We start from the raw sequence: 24,899 nt of genomic DNA on the forward strand, positions 1-24,899 counted from the left end.
GGGAGGAGCTTTCTCTAAATAAATTTTGAGCTCATTAAAATGAAAAACGCCTATATCGTAGATGCTATTCGTACACCCTTTGGTCGCTATGCCGGTGGTCTCGCTGCTATCCGTGCCGATGATTTAGGTGCATTACCCATTAAAGCGCTGATGCAACGTAATCCATCAGTGAATTGGGAATTGGTGGATGACATTATTTATGGTTGTGCCAATCAAGCCGGTGAAGACAACCGTAATGTCGGTCGTATGTCTGCACTGCTTGCAGGTGTGCCGTATCAAGTGCCGGCCACCACAGTGAATCGTTTATGTGGTTCATCACTGGATGCGATTGCCATGGCCGCGCGTGCCATTAAAGCCGGTGAAGCAGATTTAATCATTGCTGGCGGTGTAGAAAGCATGAGCCGTGCGCCTTTGGTGATGGGTAAAGCTGAAACGGCGTTTGGTCGTGCGCAGAAACTCGAAGACACCACCATGGGCTGGCGTTTTATCAATCCGAAATTGAAAGAGCTGTATGGTGTCGAAACCATGCCGCAAACCGCTGAGAATGTGGCAGTACAGTTCAATATTAATCGTGCCGATCAAGATCAGTTTGCGCTCAGCAGTCAACAACGCACCGCAGATGCCCAAGCGCGTGGTTTCTTTGAACAAGAAATTATTCCTGTATCCATTCCACAGCGTAAAGGCGAGCCTGTGGTGATCGCTCAGGATGAACATCCACGTGCTACCACGCTTGAAGTTTTAACCAAGCTGAAACCTGTGGTGAAAGCTGACGGTACGGTAACGGCGGGTAATGCTTCGGGCATTAATGATGGTGCAGCCGCGCTACTAATCGCATCGGATGATGCGATTACACAGTACGGTTTAAAAGCACGTGCCAAAATTATTGCTGCAACGACTGTCGGTGTTGAACCGCGCATCATGGGCTTTGCGCCTGCACCTGCGATTAAAAAACTCTTGGCGCAAACAGGTTTAACCCTTGAGCAAATGGATGTGATTGAACTGAATGAAGCTTTTGCCGCACAAGCTTTGGCGGTGACACGTGATTTAGGTATCAAAGATGGTTCGACACAGGTCAATCCGAATGGGGGTGCAATTGCTTTGGGTCATCCACTGGGTGCATCGGGTGCACGTTTGGTCACCACAGCACTGAACCAACTTGAAGCCACGGGCGGAACATACGCTTTGTGTTCAATGTGTATTGGCGTCGGGCAAGGTATCGCTCTGATTATTCAACGGGTTTAAGTCAAAGGATTGTCGTCTTATGAGCCACTTATATGCGAGTTTATTTTACCAAGCAGATATGACTGAAATTTTCAGTGATCATGCTTTGCTCAAGTACATGATTCAGGCTGAAGTGGCTTTGGCGAAAGCACAAGCGCAAGTTGGCGTGATTCCTGAATCTGCTGCTGCAATCATTGCCGATGTTGCCAATACTCAAGGTATTCAAGCGATTGATTTTGAAAACCTTGCAATAGCGACAGGACTCGCTGGGAATATCGCGATTCCATTTGTAAAGCAGTTTACAGCAGCAGTAAAAGCCGTTGATGAAGATGCTTCCCGCTATGTGCATTGGGGGGCAACCAGTCAAGATATTCTTGATACGGCGTGTATTTTACAAGCACGAGATGCTTTAGACGTTGTGGAATTTCAATTGCGACATGCGTATGCAGCATCACTCGAACTTGCAGAAAAATATCGCGCTGAAGTGATGATAGGACGCACTTGGTTGCAACAAGCATTACCCATTACTTTTGGACATAAAGCTGCACGTTGGGCAAGTGGTTTTAAACGTGATTTAGACCGTTTAGAACAAATGAAAGCACGTGTACTTGCCGCTCAACTCGGTGGTGCAGTGGGTTCATTGGCATCACTACTGGATCAAGGTTCAAAGGTTGTTGAAGCTTATGCCGCACAACTAAATCTGAGTGTTCCAACCTGTACTTGGCATGGAGAACGAGATCGTATTATTGAGATCGCAGGCTTTCTTGCCATCGTGGTGGGGAATACGGGGAAAATGGCACGTGATTGGTCATTGATGATGCAAACTGAAATTGCAGAAGTATTTGAACCTACAGCAAAAGGGCGTGGTGGTTCATCCACCATGCCACACAAGCGCAATCCCGTTGCCGCAGCTTCAATATTGGCAGCAGCTAATCGTGTACCTGCACTCATGTCGAGTATGTATCAAAGTATGGTTCAAGAACATGAACGTAGCTTAGGTTCTTGGCATGCAGAATGGTTGGCTTTACCTGAAATTTTTCAGCTTTGTGCAGGTGCGTTACAACGTACAGTTGAAGTGCTGCAAGGTTTAGAAGTCAATAGTAAAAATATGCAGCGCAATATAGAAACGACACAAGGCTTGATTATGGCTGAAGCTGTAATGATGGCACTCGCACCGAAAATGGGGCGTTTAAATGCACATCATTTGGTTGAAAAAGCTTGTAAACAAGCCGTTGCTGAGCAAAGTCATTTACAAGATATCGTAAGTTCATTTGTAGAAGTGAAACAGTATTTTAGTGCAGATGAATTAACACTTATTTTTAAACCTGAATCTTATTTAGGCAATATTCAGGATCAGATTGATGCTGTGCTTAAAGAAGCAAAAGGAGAGGCAAAGTGAATAACATTATCACCAACCGACAAGGAAAAACTTTATCTATACAAGTTGATGGATCTGAAAATTTGCCTGTCATTATCTTGTCCAATTCTTTAGGTACAGATAAAGGCATGTGGGATCCACAAGCAGCATATTTTAAAGATAAGTATAAAGTTGTGCGTTATGACACGCGTGGTCATGGCAAAAGTGATGTTATTGACAACACAACCTTAGCCAATTTAGGCGAAGATGTGATGGATATTATGGATGCTTTAAATATAGAAAAGGCCCATTTTTGTGGCATTTCTATGGGCGGAATCACTGCGCTTTGGTTAGGTTTAAATGCCGCTCATCGTTTCAATAGCATTACCGTTGCCAATTCAGCAGCTAAAATTGGTCAAGTCGATGCATGGATTAGCCGTGCGGATGCCGTTGAACAAAATGGTTTGGCTGATTTAGTTAAAACAACACATAGCCGCTGGTTTAGTGACAAATTTGATTATCAACATAATGCTTTGGCACAACAAACGATCCAAAGCTTAGCAACCACCAAGGTGAAAGGGTATGCAAATGCTTGTCGAGCTTTAGCATATGCAGATGTTCGTCATGAATTACCTCAACTCAAAATTCCAACTTTAATTATTTGTGGTTCGAAAGACCCTGTAACCACCGTAGAAGATGGTGAATTAATTAAAGAACACGTACTGAAGGGTGAGATTGCAATTTTAGCCGCATCTCATTTATCGAATATTGAATGCCCCGATGAATTCAGCCAAGTGCTAGAGAGATTTATCGAGAAAAATCAATAAAGTAATTAATGAAAAGGATTTGGCCTTAAGGAGGCAACAATGGCGTCTCAGGATAGTTATACGCATAAATCAGGAATAGATGCGCAAGCATTAATTAATCAATCGCCAATAAGCAAATATCAATGGCTTATTGCAGCCGTCTGTTTTCTGATTGTTTTTGTTGATGGTATTGATACCGCAGCAATGGGTTTTATTGCACCTGCACTTGCTCAAGATTGGGGCATTGATCGTTCACAGCTAGGTCCAGTAATGAGCGCAGCTTTGGGTGGGATGATTTTTGGTGCTTTATTTTCAGGCCCCATGGCTGACCGTTTTGGACGAAAAATTGTATTAGCAATTTCAATGCTGATTTTTGGTGGCTTTACCTTAGCCTGTGCCTATGCAACTGATCTCGATAGTCTGGTTGTTTTTCGCTTTTTAACGGGTATTGGCTTAGGCGCTGCAATGCCAAATGCAACCACTTTGTTTTCTGAATATTGTCCTGCACGTAGCCGTTCATTGTTAGTGACCTGTATGTTCTGTGGTTATAACTTGGGCATGGCAGTGGGTGGTTTTTTCAGTAGTTGGCTGATTCCTAACTATGGCTGGCACAGCTTATTTTTAGTCGGTGGCTGGTCACCGCTTATTTTAATGTTGGTGGTGGTTTTCTTTTTACCAGAATCGTACCGTTACCTTATTTTGAAAGGCAATAAAGCAACCCAAGTTAAAAAAATCCTGACGCGTATTGCCCCTGAGCAAGCCGTACATGCAACAGAATTTTATGTACCAGAAGAAAAGAACGAAAATACGGCCAAAAAAGGTGTATTTGGAATCCTGTTTTCAAAACAGTATGCCAAAGGAACCTTCTTGTTGTGGTTTACCTATTTTATGGGTCTGGTCATCATTTATTTACTCACCAGTTGGTTACCAACGCTGATGCGTGAAACTGGTGCCACGATGGAACGTGCTGCATTTATTGGTGGGTTATTCCAGTTCGGCGGTGTGCTCAGCGCATTGTTTGTCGGCTGGGCAATGGATCGTTTTAATCCAAACCGGATCATTGCCGGGTTCTATTTTGCAGCGGGTATTTTCGCTTTTATTGTGAGTCAAAGCCTTGCCAGCCCAACCTTACTTGCCATCTTTATTTTATGTGCAGGTATGGCAGTGAATGGTGCGCAATCTGCAATGCCAGTACTGAGCACACGTTTTTATCCAACCCAATGCCGTGCAACAGGTGTGGCATGGATGTCTGGTATTGGTCGTTTTGGTGCTGTATTTGGTGCATGGATTGGCGCAGTTTTACTGGGTAATAATTGGTCGTTCAGTTCAATTCTGAGCATGTTACTGATTCCAGCGACAGCTGCTGCACTTGCCATTCTTATTAAATCATTTGTTGCCCATACAGATGCAACTTAAGAGGTATTTATCATGAATGACGAAGAACGTTATACACAAGGCATACAAGTTCGTACTGCAGTATTAGGCGAAAAGCATGTCGGGCGATCTTTAGAAAATTTAAATGATTTTAATGAAGATTTTCAAAATTTTATTAGTCGTTTTGCTTGGGGGGAAGTGTGGTCACGCCCAGGTATGCCACGTCATACCCGTAGTTTAGTGACGATTGCTATTTTGCTCGCACTTGGACGTAACGATGAATTACGTATGCATATTCGTGCATGTTTCAACAATGGTGTGACCAAAGACGATTTAAAAGAACTCTTTATTCATTCTTCTTTATATGCAGGTTTACCTGCTGCAAATGCAGCCATGCATATGGCTGAAGAGATTTTTGAAGAAATGGGTATAGCGCCCAAAAAAATTGTGGAAGACCAATAAGGTATTTAAGGGAGAGATCAAATGTCTCAAATTATTTGGGGAGCTTACGCACAGCGTAATACCGACGACCATCCGCCAGCACATACGCCAGGCTATAAAACCAGTGTGTTACGTTCACCGAAAAATGCATTGATTGCGATTGGTGAAACCATTTCGGAAGTCACTGCACCACATTTTTCGGCTGACCAATTTGGGCCGAAAGATAATGATTTAATTTTAAACTGTGCCAAAGAAGGTTTGCCTGTGGGTGAACGTGTGATCGTACATGGTTATGTTCGTGATCAGTTTGGTCGCCCTGTTAAGAATGCATTACTCGAAGTGTGGCAAGCCAATGCTTCTGGGCGTTATCGTCATCCCAATGACCAATTTATTGGCTCACTCGATCCAAACTTTGGCGGTTGTGGTCGCATGATGACCGATGAAAATGGTTTTTATATTTTCCGTACCATTAAACCAGGCCCATACCCTTGGCGTAACCGTATTAATGAATGGCGACCTGCACATATTCACTTTTCACTGATTGCTGATGGTTGGGCACAACGCTTAATTTCACAGTTCTATTTTGAAGGTGACACCCTGATTGATTCATGTCCAATCTTGAAAACCATTCCATCAGAAGAACAACGTCGCGCACTCATTGCTTTAGAAGATAAAAGCAATTTTATTGAGGCAGATAGCCGCTGTTATCGTTTTGACATCACCTTACGTGGTCGTCGAGCGACTTACTTCGAAAACGAACTACATTAATGGATGGAGTATCAAAAATGAAAGGTTGGAATTTTGAAGAATTACATGAGACACCATCACAAACAGGTGGGCCTTATGTACATATTGGCTTATTGCCTAAACAGGCAGGTATTGAAGTTTTTGAAAATAACTTTAATAACGATCTGGTTAAAAATAACCCACAAGGTCAGCGCATTCGTTTAGAAGGTCAAGTTTTTGATGGTATTGGCGTACCTTTACGTGATGTTTTAGTTGAAATTTGGCAGGCAGATGCCAACGGCGTTTATCCAAGCCAAGCGGATTTCCAAGACAAAGTCGCAGATGTTAATTTCCATGGTTGGGGACGTGCAGGCGCTGACTTTAAGACAGGAATTTGGCATTTTGACACCATTAAACCGGGTACGGTTCCGGGTCGCAAGGCATCAACTCAAGCACCACACATTAACTTGATTATTTTCGCTCGCGGCATTAACACCGGCTTAAATACCCGTGTGTATTTTGAAGATGAAAGCGAAGCAAATGCGAATGACCCTGTACTTAACAGCATTGAATGGGAACCGCGTCGTCAAACCTTAATTGCCAAACGTGAAGAGCGCGATGGTGAAGTGGTTTATCGTTTTGATATTTATATTCAAGGCGAGAAAGAAACCGTTTTCTTAGATATTTAATCGAGCAAAATCTATTTTAGGATATTCGGCAGTCGTGGTTTTAGCGCTGCCGACTCACAAGGAAGAGTAATGATGAATCTAAATCAATTTGCGAAACAACTCTGTTTAGCCGCATCTATTTCAATGGCTTTTGTTGCAGCACAGGCAGAACCTTTAAATAAAGATATTTCTCCTGCAATTTATCACGTTAAAAATTTGAATATTGGTGAATTACCCGTCAAAACGATTGTACCGATTACTGCAAAAACCAAGCAACAAGCCTTAGAGCAAGCACAAATGATTGCTGAAAATCCAAATGCAGATATGGCTGAATTTCGTATTGATCTACTGGATTTTGCATCCGACACTAAAGCAGTAATTGCACTTGGCAAAGAGCTCAATCAAGTTCTGAAAAATAAACCGTTAATTGCCACAATTCGTACAGCCAATGAAGGCGGAAAACTGAAGGTTTCCGACGCTGAATATGAAAAAATTTATAGCGAATATTTAAAGCAACCTTTTATGCAGTTGCTGGATATTGAAATGTTTCGTGATCAAGCACGCGTAGAAAAACTCACCCAACGTGCGCATCAAAAAAATGTCTTGGTGATTATGTCAAACCACGATTTTGATAAAACCCCAGCTCAACAAGACATTGAACAACGCTTATTAAAACAAGATCAAATGGGTGCAGACATCCTCAAAATTGCAGTGATGCCGAAGTCTAAACAAGATGTACTTACCTTAATGAATGCAACGCTCAATGTCAGTCAGAAAAGTAAAAAGCCTTTATTGACCATGTCGATGGGACGCTTAGGCACGATTTCTCGTATTGCAACAGCAAATATGGGCGGCAGTATGAGTTTTGGCATGATTGGTGAAGCATCTGCACCCGGTCAAATTGATGTCGCTCAATTAAAGCAATTTTTAAAAACAGTTCAGCCAACCCCTTAATTTTTGGACAAGGATATCGCCATGAAATTAGCTTCACTACGTTTAACAGCACTAACTTTAGGATTAGTAAGTTCTGGATTTGCAGCCGCAGAAACCTATATTGTCGATCGTTATCAAGATGATAGCGCCAAAGGTTCATTACGTTGGGCAATAGAGCAATCAAATACAAATACAGCTCAAGAAAATGAAATCTTAATTCAAGCTGTGGGTAAAGCACCGTACATCATTAAGGCAGACAAGCCATTACCGCCTATTAAATCATCGGTCAAAATTATTGGCACACAATGGGACAAAACAGGTGAGTTTATTGCCATTGATGGTTCAAATTATATTAAAGGTGAAGGTGCTAAAGCTTGTCCGGGCGCAAATCCTGAACAGTATGGAACTAATGTGCGTACTACGACTTTACCGGGTTTGGTTCTACAAGACGTTAATGGTGTGACCTTAAAAGGTTTGGATATTCACCGTTTCTGTATTGGTGTTCTGGTTAATCGTTCAAGCAACAACCTGATTCAGCATAACCGTATTAGTAATAACTATGGTGGTTCAGGCGTCATGCTGACGGGTGATGATGGTAAAGGTAATCCAACTTCAACCACGACCAACAACAACAAAGTGCTAAATAACATATTTGTAGATAACGGTGATGGTTTAGAGTTAACACGCGGTGCAGCATTTAACCTAGTCGCAAATAATCTTTTTACTTCAACTAAAGCCAATCCAGAGCCATCACAAGGCATTGAAATTTTGTGGGGTAATGACAATGCTGTTGTGGGTAATAAATTTGAAAATTATTCAGATGGTTTGCAAATTAACTGGGGTAAACGTAATTACATTGCTTACAACGAACTGACCAATAACTCGATTGGATTTAATTTAACTGGTGACGGTAATATTTTTGACAGCAATAAAGTGCATGGTAATCGTGTCGGTGTGGCTATTCGTTCAGAAAAAGATGCCAATGCACGTACCACATTAACCAAAAATTTAATTTGGAATAATGGCAAAGATATTAAGCGTTGTGAGGCAGGTGGTTCTTGCGTACCGAATCAACGTTTAGGCGCAGTCATCTTTGCTGTTCCTGCATTAGAACATGCAGATTTTGTCGGTTCTCGTGGTGGCGGTGTGGTCATTGAAGCGGCAAAACTACAAAAAACCTGTACTCAACCCAATGAACAGGGCTGTAATGCCGTTCCAAATCAAGCGATTCAAGCACCTAAATTAAGTTTCAGTAAGGGACACGTGATTGCAGAGGTCAAGGCTCAGCCGAACCAACGCTATCAATTAGAATTCTTTGCAAACGGTCAATCAAATGCTCAAGAAGCTGAACAATATCTTGGCTCACAAGTAATTACCACCAATGCTGAAGGAAAAGCACAGGCATCTTGGAAGCCTGTTACTGCTTTAGCAACAATCACCGCGACTTTGACCAATCACTTAGGTGCAACTTCTGAACTTAGTCCAGCAGTACGCATTAAATAAAACAATTAAAACGTGGAAAACTCACATGGTGTGAGTTTTCCAAATAGAAAAGGGATATTTCGTTATGCAACACTTTTTTAAATTAAGCCTTTTATCCGTCGCTCTGTTGGGTAGTCAATTTGCCAGTGCAAATGAATTTTGGTCACAAGATCGTCAGTGGTTACTCGGTGACTGGAATGGTGAGCGTAAGCAACTTGAAGATCAAGGTTATAAATTTACGACATCCATTATGAGTCAGGCTGCAACCAATTTGGCAGGTGGTTATAACGATGACAATACCTTGGAAAATGCAGGGCAGTTAACGCTCGGTGCGACTTTCGACTTCAACAAAATTGCAGGTTGGGAAAACACGACCGCAGCAATCATGATGACCAAGCGAGATGGTAATTCACTTACGCTAGAACGTATTAAAGACCCGCGAAGCAGCGCTTTGGGCAATACACAAGAAATTTATGGCCGTGGAAAAATTTGGCGCTTAACACAGGCTTGGGTTAAAACAGGATTTGCAGACAATACGGTTCAGTTCAAAATTGGACGTATGGGTATGTCTGATGACTTCAATAGTTCACAGTGTGAATTTCAAAATTTACTGCTTTGTGGCGGTCAGTTAGGTAAGTCAATTGGTTCCATTTGGTACAACTGGCCTGTCGGTTTATGGGGTGCAAATGTTAAATATCAATTTGCACCAGAATGGACATTGGGATTAGGCGCTTATGAAGTCAATCCAGACAACGTAAAAACTCAATCAGACAGCGATGGTTTTAACCTTGATATGAATAATGTTGAAGGTGCCACGATTCCAGTCGAACTGGCATGGAAACCAAAACTGAGCATGTTTGATGGTTTGCCGGGGGAATATAAACTAGGTGCATTATATTCAACAGCTGAAGCCAAAGATGTCAAAACAACAGGCAAAGTCCATGACGGTAAACAAAGCTTTTGGCTAAATGCTCAGCAACAATTAACTCAGCAGGGTGCAGATCCAAAACGCGGTTTATATGTCAGTTTTAATGCTGTGATTAATGATAAAGCCACCACGACAGTCCAAAGTACTCAACAAATTGCACTTTGGTACAAGGGGCCATTAGAGAATCGTCCAAATGATTCCGTCGGTTTTGGTTTGGCGAATTATGTGGTGAATGAACGTGTGCAAGACCGACAAATTGCCACCAATCAAAGCCGAGGTTATGACCGCTATGACGCATTTGCCAGTGACTATACACCAATTCAACGAGATGAATTAAACGTTGAATTAAACTATACCTACCAATGGTCTCCAGCAGTCATGTTACGTCCAAATCTTCAATATATCCATCAACCTGCGGGTGTTAAAGAAGTCGATGATGCATGGGTTGCAGGATTAAGTATGCGCGTCAATTTTTAACAGTACCTAAAATTCAAAGTGATTAAAATACAAACAATAAAGCACTTTGGATTTAAACATTTTTTAAATTGCTCAAGCAAATCTATTGCTCAAGCAACACATTATCCGTGATTGAAAATGATGCTCAAAGGAGAGGGAGTGATCATTTAAACTCACAACACTTGGAGTAAGATGTATGTCTGAACCTCATTCTAAGTCTCAACCCATATTCAAAATATGGTGTTTTATACTTGGCTTAGCCTTGTTATTGACGGGCTTATTTTATTTGATTGGTGGTGGAAAACTCATTAGTTTGGGTGGTTCATGGTATTTCTTTATTGCGGGATTGCTGACCACAGCATCAGCAATTTTTGTTTTTAGAAAAAAAGCATTCGGTGTGTGGTTATTTGCGCTCGTATTTGTAGGCACCCTTGTTTGGGCATGGTTTGATGCAGGTTGGGACTTCTGGGCACTTTTTTCCAGACTGATGTTCCCTGCGGGTGTCTTTGCAGCTTTATTGCTTACTTTACCCGCCATTCGTCGCTATCAAGCACAAAGTAGCTTGGTTGTACCCGCTTATACAGGTGCAACAGTTGTCATTATTGGTATGTTGATTGCTTTTTATCAGATGTTTCAACCTCATCCGACTGTGGCTGCTTCAGGTCAGGAATTACCGCTTATTCCAGTCGATGCAGATAAACAGCAAGTCAATTGGCAGCATTATGGTAATGATACTAGTGGTAGTCGTTTTGCAGCATTAGACCAAATTAACCGTAATAATGTTAAAGATTTAAAAGAAGTCTGGCGTTTTCAAACAGGCGACCTGACGACAGGTACGGGAAATGGTGCAGAAGATCAAACCACACCTTTACAAGTAGGCGATAAAGTTTTTGTTTGTACGCCACACAATAACATTTTTGCACTGAATGCCGATACTGGTAAGCAAATTTGGAAAGCTGAAGTTAATTCAACAGCGGATGCATGGGAGCGTTGCCGTGGCGTTGCATATTTTGATGCCACACAACCCTTGGTGCAACCAACTTTAGCGGGTGCGACTCCTGTAACAACAGTCGCGGCAAATACGGCATGTCCACGTCGAGTCTATACCAATACACCAGATGGACGCTTAATTGCAGTCAATGCGGATACAGGTGAACGCTGTAAAGACTTTGGTGTCGATGGAACTGTAGATTTACTTGTAGGCTTAGGGGATGGAACCAAAGCGCCTCGTTTTGAGGTGACATCAGCACCGACTATTGCAGGTACAACTATCGTGATTGGTAGCCGTATTGCAGATAACGTTGCAGCAGATATGCCAGGTGGTGTTATTCGTGCATACGATGTCATTACAGGTAAATTACGTTGGGCATTTGATCCACGTAATCCAGATCCTAACTATGTCCTTAAAGCTGGCGAAATTTACAAGCGTAGTTCTGCAAACTCTTGGGCTGCAATGTCTTATGATCCACAAATGAATACAGTATTTTTGCCAATGGGCAGTTCATCTGTTGATGTTTGGGGTGGGAATCGTCAACCCGTTGATCATAAATATAATTCTTCGGTATTGGCCCTTGATGCGACTACGGGCAAAGAAAAGTGGGTCTATCAAACGGTACATAATGATCTGTGGGATTTTGACTTACCAATGCAACCCAGTTTAGTTGATTTTCCAATGAAAGATGGGACAACGAAACCTGCTGTTGTGATTGGAACCAAGTCAGGTCAGTTCTTTGTACTTGACCGTTTAACTGGACAACCTTTGACCAAAGTTGTTGAACAACCTGTAAAAGCTGCGGATATTCCAGATGAACAATACAGTGCGACACAACCGCGTTCAGTTGAAATGCCACAAATTGGTAATCAGACATTAACTGAATCAGATATGTGGGGCGCGACACCATTTGATCAACTGATGTGTCGTATTAACTTTAAATCAATGCGCTATGATGGTTTATTTACAGCACCCGGCACAGATGTATCACTGAGTTTTCCAGGTTCATTGGGTGGTATGAACTGGGGCAGCATAGCCTTTGATCCAACGCACCGTTATATGTTTGTTAATGACATGCGTTTAGGGTTATGGATACAACTCATTAAACAGACTCCAGAAGACCTTGAAATTCAGGCCAATGGTGGAGAAAAAGTAAATACAGGTATGGGTGCTGTACCCATGAAAGGTACACCATATAAAGTAAACAAAAACCGCTTTATGTCTGTATTGGGTATTCCATGTCAAAAACCGCCATTTGGAACAATGACGGCAATTGATATGACGACTCGTCAAATTGCATGGCAAGTTCCTTTAGGCACAGTACAAGATACGGGGCCGATGGGAATTAAAATGGGCTTAAAAGCGCCTATTGGTATGCCAACGATTGGCGGCCCAATGGCAACTCAGGGTGGTTTAGTGTTTTTTGCAGCAACGCAAGATTACTACTTAAGAGCATTTAACTCATCAAATGGTCAAGAACTTTGGAAATCACGCTTACCTGTCGGTAGCCAAGGTACTCCAATGAGTTATATTTCGCCTAAAACAGGAAAACAGTATGTTGTTATTTCTGCTGGTGGTGCACGCCAATCTCCTGACCATGGTGATTACGTGATTGCATATGCTTTAGATAAGTAACCTAAGTCCTACTTAAGCCAATGATTTAATGACTTGAACCGTTGGCTTATACGGTATAAAGCCGCTATTTAGTGAAGGCACTAAATAGCGGCTTTTTCAATCAACTTCTTGTCTTTGTTAAGCGATTCATTTTCTCATCCAAGTGTTCCAAAAGTGGAAATTCTAAAGGTTGTAAATCGTCCAAATACCCAAATGCGTCACGAGTACAATCAATTAGAAATAAATTTAGAATAAAAGATATTGATAAATAATTTAAAAAACATTGTGGTGCTTTATTTCATATTGAATTGTAGATCGCGAATTGTTCGTGGCAGACCTCTTTAAGAGGTCTTTTTTTGCCTGAATTTTTTAAATTTTGGACTGTTAAAGGAAAATACTTCGCTTAAAGGTAATGGTGAAACATTTTGTTACGCAATAAAATGTTCAGTATGCACATTTATGTTAATTAAAATGTTCAATCAACACATTTTTTAGACATAATGGAACAGCAAATCACGCTCTTTTATAGTTAAAGAGAAATACATCATATTTTTTGTATTTTATTTGTAGTCGTTTCAAGTTGAATTTTATTTGTTATGTCGTGTTTTTTGTTTCATTTGGGATTATTTGTTTAGAAAACAACCATGCATCTGTGATTTTCTTTTCCAGAGATATAGGGGCTTTTTAGCTAGATATTGTCGTTATTAAACAAAAATTCAAAACATAACGCCATCGTGATGTTTTCTGTTTAACAAAGGACAAAATATGACCTTTTCTAGATCTATACTTTTTATATGTGTGGCAACCATGATGCATTCTGCTTTTGCAAATGTTGAAACGAAGAACAGTAAAAAGTTAGAAGAAACGACAAGTACTCAAGTTACTGAACCATCTATTCAAGTTAATGAGGTTGTATTTTCAGGTAATACAATTTACACCGAGCAGCAATTAAAGAGTTTTGTAGAACAAGATCTAGGTCAGGCGATGACCTTAGCTCAAATAAAAGAACTTGCTCTTAAAGTGCAAAATATCTATCAACAAGCGGGCTATACTCTAACAAAAGTTGTTGTTCCACAACAAAATTTCCAGAGCGGTCAGCCCGTTCAGCTTTTAGTGCTAGAAGGAAAATTAGGGAAAATTGAATATACAGGGAACAATAAGTATTACGACACAAAATTTATTACTCAATCACTTTCAGCATCAGATATCGTTTCTGGACGAGCTTTCACATTAGGTCAACTTGAAAATACTTTAGCGCGAATCAATCGACAAGCTGGGGTCAAAGTTGCATCTGTACTTAAACCTGGAGCAGAGCAAGGTTCAACAGATATCAGTATTCAGGTTAATGAAGCCCCTCGTTTAATTGCAGCAGTTGAAGTCAATAATTATGGTTCTAAAAGTACGGGTGAATATCGTGTATTGCCATATCTTGACATTGTGAACTTAACGGGTCGTGGCGATGACCTTTCTTTTATGGGGATGCACTCGATTGATGGTGAAGGCAGTTATTTTGCACGTTTAGCTTACAACACACCTATTAATAGTTTTGGTACGAAAGCAGCAGCTTATGTTTACAAAGGAAACGTACGTGTTGGTGAACAGCTAACCATTTTAAATATACAAGGAGATAACAGCGGTTATGGCCTTGGTTTACAACATGACTTTGTCAAAGATGCACGTCATTTCTTTCAAGTAGAATCATGGTTTGAGTCATATGACCTAAAGCAAACCATGCTTGATGAAGCCTATGCGAATGATAAAATTAGAAAAATTAGATTGGTTGGGAATTTTGAACGTCTAGGGGAAAACAATCGCTCATTGTATTCCGTCAGCTTACATCAAGGCTTAGGCGACACTTTGGGGGCAATGCCAAAAGACTCTAATTTATCAACCCGCAGTATGGCCGGTGCCGATAATAGTTTTACCAAATTAGGTTTTGACTGGACACGAATTCAAAGAATTACACCTCGTTTTAGCTTGTTACCTCATTTAACAGCTCAATATGCATTTAACTCACTGGTTTCTGGAGAGCAGATTGCAATCGGTGGTTATAACTCTGTAATTGGTCAAGCGCCTTCAGCTTATTCTGGCGATAGTGGCTTTAACCTCAATCTAGAAGGTCGTTACGTTCTATTTCCTGAAAATGAGAAATATCAGTTATCTAGCCGTATAGATTATGGTCAGGTATTTACGAAAAAAGTTTCACTAAATCAAGATCGAAATAATGAATTAACAGGGATGTCGATCGGTTTATTGGCGAATCCAACCAAGAATATTAGCTTGAGATTAGATTACGGTCATGCTTTGGACAAAGCGGCAGACAAAGAAAATTATGCGTATTTCCAAGCCCGTTATACCTACTAATTTAATTGATAAGCAATCAAATATACTTTCAAAAATTGAGAAATAAGCCATGTCAAATATTAATAAATCGAGCAACACTTCGAAAAAAGTAGTACGTCCACGTAGCAAAAAAATTCAAGCAGCAGCTTTAACCGGTTTGGTAAGTGCTTGTTATTCTTCATTAGCACTTGCTTTACCAACAGGTGAATTTGTAGTCAATAATGGGGCAGGAACGGTTACTTTTGATCGTAATACAGCAAATACTTTAAATATTACTCAATCAGCGAACAAAGCGATTATTAACTGGTCGAACTTTGATATTAATCAAAATGAACTTGTTAAATTTATCCAAAGTGCAGGTAACAATGCCGTTACACTGAATAAAATTAATGGCAATTCAGTGACCCAAATCTCGGGTGCATTGCAAGCAAATGGCAATCTATTTCTGATTAACCCAGCGGGTATTGTTTTTAACGGTACTGCAAGTGTCAACGTAAATGGCTTACTTGCAACTACACTTGATGTCAATAACAATGATTTCATGAATGGTGCTGCTAGCTTTACAGGTTCAGCAAACTCAACAAGTAGCGTCAAAAACTTAGGCGACATCAAGGCTGGGGGGGCTGTATATTTAATCGCTCCTGAAGTTAGTAATGAAGGAACCATTACTGGAACAGCAATTGCAAGTCGCGTTGGTAAAGTCGTTCTTGGTGCTGGTGATAAGTTCGATGTGCAATTTGATTCATCAAATTTAATTGGCTTTCAAATCAATAACCTTCAACAAGCGGCTGCAACAACTGCAACCAATAGTGTAAAGAACAGTCAAACTGGTTTGATCCAAGCAGAAAATGTTTATATGTCTGCTGCTCAAACTGCTGCTTTGGAAAATAGTGTCGTTAATAACTCAGGTGTTGTTGAAGCCACGAGCCTAATCGATATATCTGCGGGAACAATTCAGCAAAATGGGGCTTTACTCAAAACGAATAATAGCCCGATAGATTTCAAGACAACAACCATCAACTTAAAAGCTTCGGATTCAATTAGTACCAATACAAATAGCAAGACGGCTGCGTCAACTTTAAATCTAGAGACAACTAAAGCTGAAGCTGGGATTGGTGGTACGGTTGGGGTCAATGATGGTTCAGATACAACACCTGTTAGTTTTGATGCAGATCTTGTTAATGCTAAAACCAATAAAGGTAACATTTATTTAAAAGATACTGCTGGTGGTGTAACCCTAGGTACAGTTGATACTGGTGCAAATATTCCTGCTGCAACAGCGAATTTTAAAACTGCAATTATTGCCAATGCTGTAGGTGGTGCAATCCGAGCAAGTGGTAATTCGAATGATATTCGTCGTGCTTTTTCTATAAACCTTACAGCCGATGGTGATATTGGTACGACTGCAACACCTCTTACAACTGACACAAGTTTTTTATCTGCTTATGCTAAAGATGGCAGTATTAATATCTCAAACTCAAGTTTTGACGCATCAGCATCACCACTTTCTTTAATATTAGGTAGTATTAAAACCGCTCAAACTTCGAATGGTATTTTAGTTTCAGCTATTGATGATGGTAATGGCAATATTCGTCTTGTTGATGGAACTCAAGGAACGAAAGATATTGTCATTAATACTGCTGGGAATCTACTTTTAACAGATTCAATCAATGCAACTCGTAATTTAAGCCTTAATGCGGGTGGTGCAATTCAAGCATCAGGTCGTCCTACAAATGGCGTAACGATATTACCAACATTGACAGCAGTTAAATTCAGTGCAACTGCTACTGGAGATATTGGTTTAGCAGCTCAGGCTATAAAAACAAATGTCGAGAATCTTACTGCAAATACAACAAATGGCGGTGTATTTTTAAGTGAACAAAATGGTCTAAGACGTGCTGATATTACAGCAACGAAAGACATTAGTTTAAATGCTGATACGGGTGATATTGTTCTAGGTGCGTTAACGACCCAAAAACAACAAACCAATAACTCTGTTACAACCGCAACAAAAGCAACAGTTTCTAGTAAAAAAGGGGCTATTCTTGCTGCTACAACAAACCCTGCTGCAACAAATATACAAGCAGGTGAATTAGATATATCAGCACTTAGCTCAATTGGCACAGCAAACAATAATATTAAAACAAATGTTGATCGAGTTAAGCTCACCAATACAGCGACAAGCTCTTCGGTTGGCTCATATATCAGCAATGCTTCAGAGTTGAAAAATATTGATGCAACTGTTCGCGGAACAAATGCCCTTGTAAAATTCGCGAATAATGGTCAACTTTCATTTGATGCAACGACAGGTAAACTCAAGTTGGTTGGAGGCTTAGGCGAAGCCTTAAACTTCACCAATGATAGTAGTACAGCTGCGACTCAGAATATTGTACTAGATGGCATCACACTTGGGTCTGAGCAAAAGTTAACGCTTTCAGCAACAGGGTCTGTAAACCAAAGTGGTACAACTCCAACCATTGCAAAAGAAATTACGATTACTGCTGGAAAAGGAATTGGTACAAATCAAGCGTTAAGCACCCAAACTAAAAAGGCGACCTTAACCAGTACGAGTGGCAATATCCAACTGAGCAATAGTTCATCAGATTTGGAAGTGAATGCAAAAGCGACAGGTGCTAATGCAGAGATTAGCGTTGATCAAACTGGTAATTTATTGGTCGCAAATGCTCAAGGTGCGGGTAAAATTACATTACATGCCAATAATGGAACACTTACAGATACAAGTAGTGCCACCATTAAAGGTACAGCCCTAGATGCAAAAGCGACAGCAATTGGCTCTACAAACAATCCGTTTAATACCCAAATTCAAGGTGGTGATGTTCAACTGATTGCGACCAATGGCGATATTAATTTTAGTAACGTTGGAAATATTACAGGTACAGGGCTAAATGCAAGCACCACAGGTAATATGGCGATTGCAAGTAATGGTAATGTTGCTTTTGGTACATTAAGTTCTAAAGGGAAAATGGTGATCACCATTGCTGGTGATGGTACAGATGCCAATGGAGCAACGGCTAACTTTGTTGTAAATAACCCAGAAGGTTTACGTTATGCGGCTAAATCAATGGGAACGGATAGTGACAAACTTGAGCTTCAAGTATCTAAACTTGTTGTGGATACCACTTCAGGCGGCATTTATGCAGTAAATAGTAATGGTACAGACTTTAATTTAGTCCATGCTGCTGCTTCAGGTGCTGGTAGTAATATCAATATTGAAACAGATAAAAACCTAAATTTAGGTGTAGTTGTATCACGTGGTAATACAGTCACTTTAAAAAGTGGTGGTGCAATTGAAGATGCCCGTACATCTGGAGAGACTTCACCAAATGTTAAAGCGAAATCTTTAGATATTTCTGCGGCTGCTGGAGTAGGTGCGAATAGTGCTCTTGCTTTAGATGTAAATTATATTGCGGCTACTGGCGGGAATAGTGCGGTTAAAGCCAATAACCTCAGTGCAATTGCCTTAGATTATGAAACGCTAAACAATAAATCAGTTACGATTTCAGCATCTGACATCATTATTTTAGATAATGGTGGTCGTGTTATTAAGCTACAGGATGGTGGTACGCTAAATTTAACTGCGACAGGTGGTAACATTGTTTTCCTTAATCAAAAGGATACGCTTGCAGTCGGTAGTGGAAACATTTCATTTGTTGCAAACTATGCTAGTTCTGATACAGGTTATAGTGGGGCAATCGTTACGGGTAACCTGACAACAACCAATGGCGGTAATATTAATGTAGAAGCTGCAAGTAATATTACCATCGGGATGTTAGATGCTGGTAATACGGGTAATGTCACGGTAAATGCGCATAACGGTATTATTATTGATGGTAATGGCGCAGCACAAAATATTCGTGGTAATGTCGTTACACTTTCAGCAAAAACACCTGATCGAAACACAGCTGAAATCAATCGTGAAACTGCAATTAGTGAACTATCGGCTAAAGAAGCATTGGTTAGCTCATTAACAACGTTAAAGAAGAACAACGAAGAAACTGTTCAAAGTACCACCAATGCTGAGAGTTTGGCGCAGAGAAACTTAATGCTCGCAGACTTTCTTCAAAAGATGACTGAACAGGAGTTTGATGAGAAAAGTGAAGAAGCTGATAGTTACCGAAATTTTTATGATGATTTAATGACGACATATAATTTAGCTAAGGTTATCTCAGATGCTTCGGGGCTTGTTTCCTCTGGTGCACAGGCTGTGCCTTTGGCTGGTGATGGTGGTGCTGAAGCAACAACAAGTGGATTTGAGGTTGCAACAGCAGCCGCAGAATTTATAGCAGATGAATACGATAAGCGTTACCTAGGTCCGAAAGAAGATGAAGTTACCGAACTACGTGTTGTCTTGGCTGAATATAATGCAAATCTTAAATCAGCAGAATCTGACCTTGCATATACAGAAATCTATCGTCAATCGGCTGAAGCGAACTTAGCAACGACAACTGAAGATTTGGTCAAGGCAACTCAAGCTCGTGATGCAAGCCTACAAATTCGTCGTCAGGCGCTAACTGCCTATGATTTAAATAAAGATATTGATAGTAGTGCAACGAAACCACTAGGTATTACAGCGAATCGCCTTGATATTAATGATGGCGGCACACTCAACACAAGTCTTTATTTAGATTCAACAGGTGATATTGGTTTAGGTAATATCCAGCTTAAAGCTGGTGATGATTTGATTGTTAAAGCTGCGGGTAGCGTCAATCAAGTTGGTACTGTTAAAGTCATTTCCGACCTAAGCAACAGCGCAAATATCAATCGTGGTCTAATCTCAATTGAAAGCAATGGTGGTGTTAAAAATCTAGCGGTAAATACGGATGGTGTATTTATTGCGGATGATTTTGTCATCAAAGCGAAAGATGGTGTAGGTGTAGATCGTGCAATCAATACTCAAATTGAAAACTTGAGTGTGGATGGTGGTAAAGGCGTCAATATCATTAATCATACGAACGATCCTTTAAATGTGACCCGCATTGGTACAGTCATTGGTATTTCTGGTGATGGCGATATTTCCCTGAAAACCAATGGTGATTTGGTTCTTAAAGAAATTATTAAAGATACCGACCTAAGTTCAAAAAACACCACGCATCTAACCAGTGTGAATGGTTCACTGGTTGATAGTAATCTTTCAGGCTTAAATGTACAAAGCAGCGAACTGATCGCAGATGCACATCATGATATTAATCTTGATACACAAGTTGATGGTTTAATCGCACATACAGATGCATCTGGACAAGGTCATCTTCAAATTCGTGAAGTAGATGACCTTAACATTCATGAAGTCAATGTTGGCAATGGAAATATTGACATCTTGGCTTCTAATATGGTTGTAGAGAAAATGAAAGCTCAAGATAGTGATCTTTCTGACTCTAGAGATGTCGGCAACATTTTGCTTAAAGCACGTAATAACAGCTATGTACGTGATGATGGTGATAATTCAACCCTGATTGAAGGTAAAAAATTAACCATTGATGCAGGTGCAGATATCGGTGGAAATACCAATCAATCTACAGCAACACGCTCTCTTGATACCAATGTAGATGAAGTTGTTATAAACGCAAAAGGCGTGGTAAATGTTGCTGAAGTGAACAACCTAAAAGTGAGTTCAATTCAAACAACGGGTGATGTCACTGTACAAAGTTTAACTGGTGATTTAAATATCGGTAAAATTGTTACCAATACCAATATTAACCAACCTACCACTGTCACTTTATTTGCTAAAGAAGGTGCTGTGATCAATGATTTGGCTAAAGATGCAAACCAAGCAACTGTAGATGCAAACCAAGCAACTGTTGAGCCAAATATTGTTGCCAACCGTTTAGCTGCCACAGCTAAAAATGGTGTCGGTACATCAAGCAACAATATGAATGTACGTATTGATCGTGTTGAAGCTGAAACAGAAAAAGGTGGAATTTATCTTACTGATCAAACAGGCAATCTTGAAGTTGCAGATGTAAAATCAGGTCTAGATTTAGATACTTTGAATGGGCTGAATGTTGCAAATACTGGGGATATTTCACTTACTGTTGAGCAAGGTTCACTAGAGCAAACCAATCAAGTCTCTACGTTGGCAGGAAATATTGCATTTGCAGTTAAGAATAATGTCAATATTGGTCAGCAACTCAAAACTTCACTCGGTTCAGTTCAAGTTAAAGCAGAAACAGGCAGCATTACGACAGAAGCAGATGCACCAATTTCAGCACAAGGTCAAGATGCAATTAATGGAAACATTAGCCTCACTGCGGCAACAGGTATTCGTCAGAATGCAAATGTTGTTAGCCAAGGTTATGGCGATATTAGCTATAAGAGCAGTACAGGTGACATCGTACAAAATGCGAATACTTCAACTTCTCGGGGTGATATCGACTACACAGCGGATGCTGGTAGCATTACTATGACTGAAGTGAAAAGCACAACGACTGGTCAAGGTAAGGTTACATACACAGCTGGTACAGATATTAATAGCCAGATTGTGAAAAGTAATGCAGGTAGTATTGCATTGACTGCAAATCGAGATGTTGTGATTGGTAATGAAACGACCACTGTACTCGGTCAAGTTGCGATCACTGCGAAAACAGGCAGCATTACGACAGAAGCAGATGCGCCAATTTCAGCGCAAGGTCAAGATGCAATTAATGGAAACATTAGCCTGACTGCGGCGACAGGTATTCGTCAGAATGCAAATGTTGTCAGCCAAGGTTATGGCGATATTAGCTATAAGAGCAGTACAGGCGACATTATACAAAATGCGAATACTTCAACTGCTCGGGGTAATATCGACTATACAGCGGATGCTGGTAGCATTACTATGGAGACAGGTACACTCACTTCTGTAGTGCAAAAAGGTAATGTTCAATATAAAGCGAAGCAAGACATTGTCGTTAACCGCATTGAAACACCGAATAGCAATCAAGTTAGCTTAATTTCAGAAAATGGTCGTGTTTCTGTTCAGGCAAATACACCAGCTGATACAAATGTCATTACAGGTGATTTAGTTGTCTCGGCTAAAAAGAATATTGCGAGTTTAGTTTTACCATTAAAAACTAAAATTACTCGATTATTTGCCAAAACAACGAGTAATGATCCAAGTTATGTTTCTGACATTTACATCAATGAACAAGATGGTATTGAATTATCTCAAGTTCAAACTCAGAATGGTCAATTCGTTTTGAATGCTGGACAAAATATCCTTGCAAAAGATGTAAGTATTAATGGTGACATGAGTGTTAAGACACCTGGTCAATTCACAACATATGTTCCAATAACTGCTACTGAAATTGCTGGTTCTGTGAAGGCAAATCAGTTAAAAGTTTCTGCCGATCAACTTGTTGATCTAAATACTCAAGTGAATAATGCGGATATTACCCTTAAAAATGGCGGTGATATTAACATTAATGAAAAAGACAATATCACTTTAAGTCAATTGTCAACTCAAAATGGTAGCATTAATGTTAAAGCGAATGGTGCAATTGCAGTTGATAAAGTCACGGCAACAGCACAAGTTAAATTAGCTTCGTTAAATGCAGATATTAAACGTTTAGCTTCAAGCCAAGCAGATAAAAACATCGTTTCTCAAGATCTAAGTTTGGTTTCAGCAACAGGTATTGGTTTATCTACACTACCATTATCGATACAAACCAATACATTATCTGCTGCGGCAACTTCAGGTGATATTTATTTAACACAGCAGGGGAATCTCAACCTTAAGAATTTAACTACTCCAGCGAATGTGCAACTCACCATTAAAAATGGTGGTTTGACAGGCTCTGCAGCAGGTATTCTAAAAGCAAGTCAAGCTAAAATTGATGCTGAAGGTGCGGTAACAAACTTAAATACTGCTGTTGACCGTTTAAATATATCAACAACTCAAGGCAATATTACTGTACATGAAGCTGATGGTCTCAGCCGTGTTGATGCGAAGACTAAAAATGGCAACATTGAATTAGATACACGCACAGGAGATATTGGATTAGGGTTAATTCAAGCAGCTGATTTACCAAGCACAACGACAGCAACTCGTTTAGGTAATGTGACAATTACGGCAGCTCAGGGTGCTATAAAAGATGCCGATAATGATGATGATAATCTTCGTCTTTTGAATGTAGTAGGCAAATCATTTGTTGCATCTGCAACACAAGGTGTAGGTGAACCGAATAATAGTTTAGAAATTGATGTGACTAATTTAACTGCCAATACAGGAACAGGTGGAATTGCTTTAGTTAAATTAAACTCAACTGATTTGAACTTAGTCGCTGCACAAGGACAACCTTCATTAAGTGCTCAAAGTGGTGATATTTCTATTAAAACTGCTGGTCGTTTAAATATAGAAAAACCAATTTACCAAGCAAATAATGGAAATATTAATTTAAATGCTCAGGGTGATATTAATCAAAATGCTGATATTACAACTCATGCAAATGGCAATATTAATGTCATTAGCGGAGGAAATATCAATATGTTGACGAATAACACTCAAAGTGATGGTGTACGTACAACAACTGGATCAGGTGTAATCACTTATCAAGCTGCTGATACACTTAATCTGGGTTATTTACAATCGACTGAGTTTGGTGGTGGCGTCAAGATAACTGCTGCAAAAATTAATGATGGTATTACTACAGGTGGTAATATTGAAGGATCATTCATTGATATTAAATCACCATCAATGAATCCTACTTTAGTTGAGCAATTAATCGCAGAAAAAATCTTAGAATCAGCTTTGATTAAATTGAATTATCAGGTTGTTGGAGGCAGTTTATCTAATAGCCGAAAATTTATGTCGGATTTATTTGTTTCACAACAACAGCTTTCAAATTCACTTAAATTTGATCCAACTGTTGGATTGAAGGAATTGGTAAATATTGATTTATTGAAGTAATTTTCTGACTAGGAAAATATACTGTATATAAAATATGTGCAGTATAGAATCCATACTTTAATAACTATGCCAGTCAATTAAATTTGACTGGCATTTTTTATGAGTAAAGATTCTGTTCGTAGCATAACGATTAATATTAATCATTATATATCAAATGCTTATATCAAAGTTCATTGGTTAAAGAATATAAGTACTTTTTTAGGGTGTTGCTTAGAAAAAGCTATATACCAACTATAGTTAGAAGTGAATTCTAAAAAAATTGTTGTTAATAGGTTTATTAGATTATGTTGCTTACTTTAAAGATAGAAATTCTATAGTTAATTATTTTGTTGTTTTAAATTTAGAGGCTTTGTTGTCATAAAATGATTTTTAAATAATAAGTAAATTCGTTTAAATAATGAATTTTCACATTTTTAAAATATTGAGATTAATTAGGTAAAAGTAATAATCTAAGAAAAATTTGGTAGTGCTCAGATCCAACGTGTTTTATTTTAGAATACAACTGAAACCACACAAGCTGTAAATACTGACAATGATCATAGAAACTACAACCTACCTATGCACCCGCTGCCAATCAGCGAATATCTATAAGAATGGACACAATAAAAGTGGAAATGCACAGTTCAGATGTAAAGATTGTGGTCGTTCAAGTGTGCT

14 protein-coding genes are annotated in these 24,899 nt (G+C 39.7%); all 14 read left to right on the forward strand.

Features of this window, described 5'->3' with window-relative positions:
- Positions 1–39 precede the first annotated feature (39 nt).
- Positions 40–1,242 (forward strand): 3-oxoadipyl-CoA thiolase, encoded by a 1,203-nt coding sequence (gene pcaF, locus B9T30_RS12700; RefSeq protein ID WP_086185320.1) that lies wholly within the window; start codon positions 40–42, stop codon positions 1,240–1,242.
- Between the two features lie 19 nt (positions 1,243–1,261).
- Positions 1,262–2,620: a 3-carboxy-cis,cis-muconate cycloisomerase gene (gene pcaB, locus B9T30_RS12705; protein ID WP_086185321.1), complete on the forward strand. Its 1,359-nt coding sequence runs from the start codon at positions 1,262–1,264 to the stop codon at positions 2,618–2,620.
- Positions 2,617–3,405: a 3-oxoadipate enol-lactonase gene (gene pcaD, locus B9T30_RS12710; RefSeq protein ID WP_086185322.1), complete on the forward strand. Its 789-nt coding sequence runs from the start codon at positions 2,617–2,619 to the stop codon at positions 3,403–3,405. The genes pcaB and pcaD overlap by 4 nt, the downstream gene beginning before the upstream one ends.
- 39 nt (positions 3,406–3,444) lie before the next feature.
- Entirely contained in the window at positions 3,445–4,800 is a 1,356-nt protein-coding gene (locus B9T30_RS12715) for an MFS transporter (protein WP_086185323.1), read from the forward strand.
- A gap of 12 nt (positions 4,801–4,812) precedes the next feature.
- Positions 4,813–5,220, forward strand: coding sequence for a 4-carboxymuconolactone decarboxylase (pcaC, locus tag B9T30_RS12720; RefSeq protein ID WP_086185324.1), 408 nt, complete (start codon positions 4,813–4,815; stop codon positions 5,218–5,220).
- Between the two features lie 21 nt (positions 5,221–5,241).
- Positions 5,242–5,967 (forward strand): protocatechuate 3,4-dioxygenase subunit beta, encoded by a 726-nt coding sequence (gene pcaH / locus B9T30_RS12725; RefSeq protein WP_004649024.1) that lies wholly within the window; start codon positions 5,242–5,244, stop codon positions 5,965–5,967.
- Between the two features lie 17 nt (positions 5,968–5,984).
- The gene (gene pcaG / locus B9T30_RS12730) at positions 5,985–6,614 is read left to right on the forward strand and encodes a protocatechuate 3,4-dioxygenase subunit alpha (protein WP_086185325.1); all 630 of its coding nucleotides are present in this window, start codon (positions 5,985–5,987) and stop codon (positions 6,612–6,614) included.
- Positions 6,615–6,737: 123 nt separating this feature from the next.
- Positions 6,738–7,547, forward strand: a complete 810-nt coding sequence (gene aroD, locus B9T30_RS12735; RefSeq protein WP_413772573.1) for a type I 3-dehydroquinate dehydratase — start codon at positions 6,738–6,740, stop codon at positions 7,545–7,547.
- A 21-nt stretch (positions 7,548–7,568) separates the two neighbouring features.
- Positions 7,569–9,029, forward strand: coding sequence for a nitrous oxide reductase family maturation protein NosD (locus B9T30_RS12740; RefSeq protein WP_086185327.1), 1,461 nt, complete (start codon positions 7,569–7,571; stop codon positions 9,027–9,029).
- A 64-nt stretch (positions 9,030–9,093) separates the two neighbouring features.
- On the forward strand, positions 9,094–10,413 hold the full coding sequence (locus B9T30_RS12745) for a carbohydrate porin (RefSeq protein WP_086185328.1): 1,320 nt from the start codon (positions 9,094–9,096) through the stop codon (positions 10,411–10,413).
- A gap of 175 nt (positions 10,414–10,588) precedes the next feature.
- Positions 10,589–13,018: a glucose/quinate/shikimate family membrane-bound PQQ-dependent dehydrogenase gene (locus B9T30_RS12750; RefSeq protein WP_086185329.1), complete on the forward strand. Its 2,430-nt coding sequence runs from the start codon at positions 10,589–10,591 to the stop codon at positions 13,016–13,018.
- 786 nt (positions 13,019–13,804) lie between these two features.
- Positions 13,805–15,361 carry a ShlB/FhaC/HecB family hemolysin secretion/activation protein gene (locus tag B9T30_RS12755; RefSeq protein ID WP_171264169.1) on the forward strand — a complete coding sequence of 519 codons (1,557 nt, stop codon included), beginning with the start codon at positions 13,805–13,807 and terminating at the stop codon, positions 15,359–15,361.
- Between the two features lie 49 nt (positions 15,362–15,410).
- Complete coding sequence (locus B9T30_RS12760; protein ID WP_086185331.1) at positions 15,411–24,242, forward strand: filamentous hemagglutinin N-terminal domain-containing protein; 8,832 nt, start codon at positions 15,411–15,413, stop codon at positions 24,240–24,242.
- A gap of 532 nt (positions 24,243–24,774) precedes the next feature.
- On the forward strand, positions 24,775–24,899 hold a 125-nt coding region (locus tag B9T30_RS12765; protein WP_319830017.1), incomplete at its 3' end, for an IS1 family transposase.

Source organism: Acinetobacter sp. ANC 4973 (assembly GCF_002135275.1).
Lineage (GTDB): Bacteria > Pseudomonadota > Gammaproteobacteria > Pseudomonadales > Moraxellaceae > Acinetobacter > Acinetobacter kyonggiensis.

Bases quoted from the DNA above. Each gene is read 5' to 3' on its own strand.
- B9T30_RS12745 (WP_086185328.1), top strand. From the start codon at position 9,094: ATGCAACACTTTTTTAAATTAAGCCTTTTATCCGTCGCTCTGTTGGGT.
- aroD (WP_413772573.1), top strand. From the start codon at position 6,738: ATGGCTTTTGTTGCAGCACAGGCAGAACCTTTAAATAAAGATATTTCT.
- pcaF (WP_086185320.1), top strand. From the start codon at position 40: ATGAAAAACGCCTATATCGTAGATGCTATTCGTACACCCTTTGGTCGC.
- pcaB (WP_086185321.1), top strand. From the start codon at position 1,262: ATGAGCCACTTATATGCGAGTTTATTTTACCAAGCAGATATGACTGAA.
- pcaC (WP_086185324.1), top strand. From the start codon at position 4,813: ATGAATGACGAAGAACGTTATACACAAGGCATACAAGTTCGTACTGCA.
- B9T30_RS12740 (WP_086185327.1), top strand. From the start codon at position 7,569: ATGAAATTAGCTTCACTACGTTTAACAGCACTAACTTTAGGATTAGTA.
- pcaH (WP_004649024.1), top strand. From the start codon at position 5,242: ATGTCTCAAATTATTTGGGGAGCTTACGCACAGCGTAATACCGACGAC.
- B9T30_RS12755 (WP_171264169.1), top strand. From the start codon at position 13,805: ATGATGCATTCTGCTTTTGCAAATGTTGAAACGAAGAACAGTAAAAAG.
- pcaG (WP_086185325.1), top strand. From the start codon at position 5,985: ATGAAAGGTTGGAATTTTGAAGAATTACATGAGACACCATCACAAACA.
- B9T30_RS12760 (WP_086185331.1), top strand. From the start codon at position 15,411: ATGTCAAATATTAATAAATCGAGCAACACTTCGAAAAAAGTAGTACGT.
- B9T30_RS12715 (WP_086185323.1), top strand. From the start codon at position 3,445: ATGGCGTCTCAGGATAGTTATACGCATAAATCAGGAATAGATGCGCAA.
- B9T30_RS12750 (WP_086185329.1), top strand. From the start codon at position 10,589: ATGTCTGAACCTCATTCTAAGTCTCAACCCATATTCAAAATATGGTGT.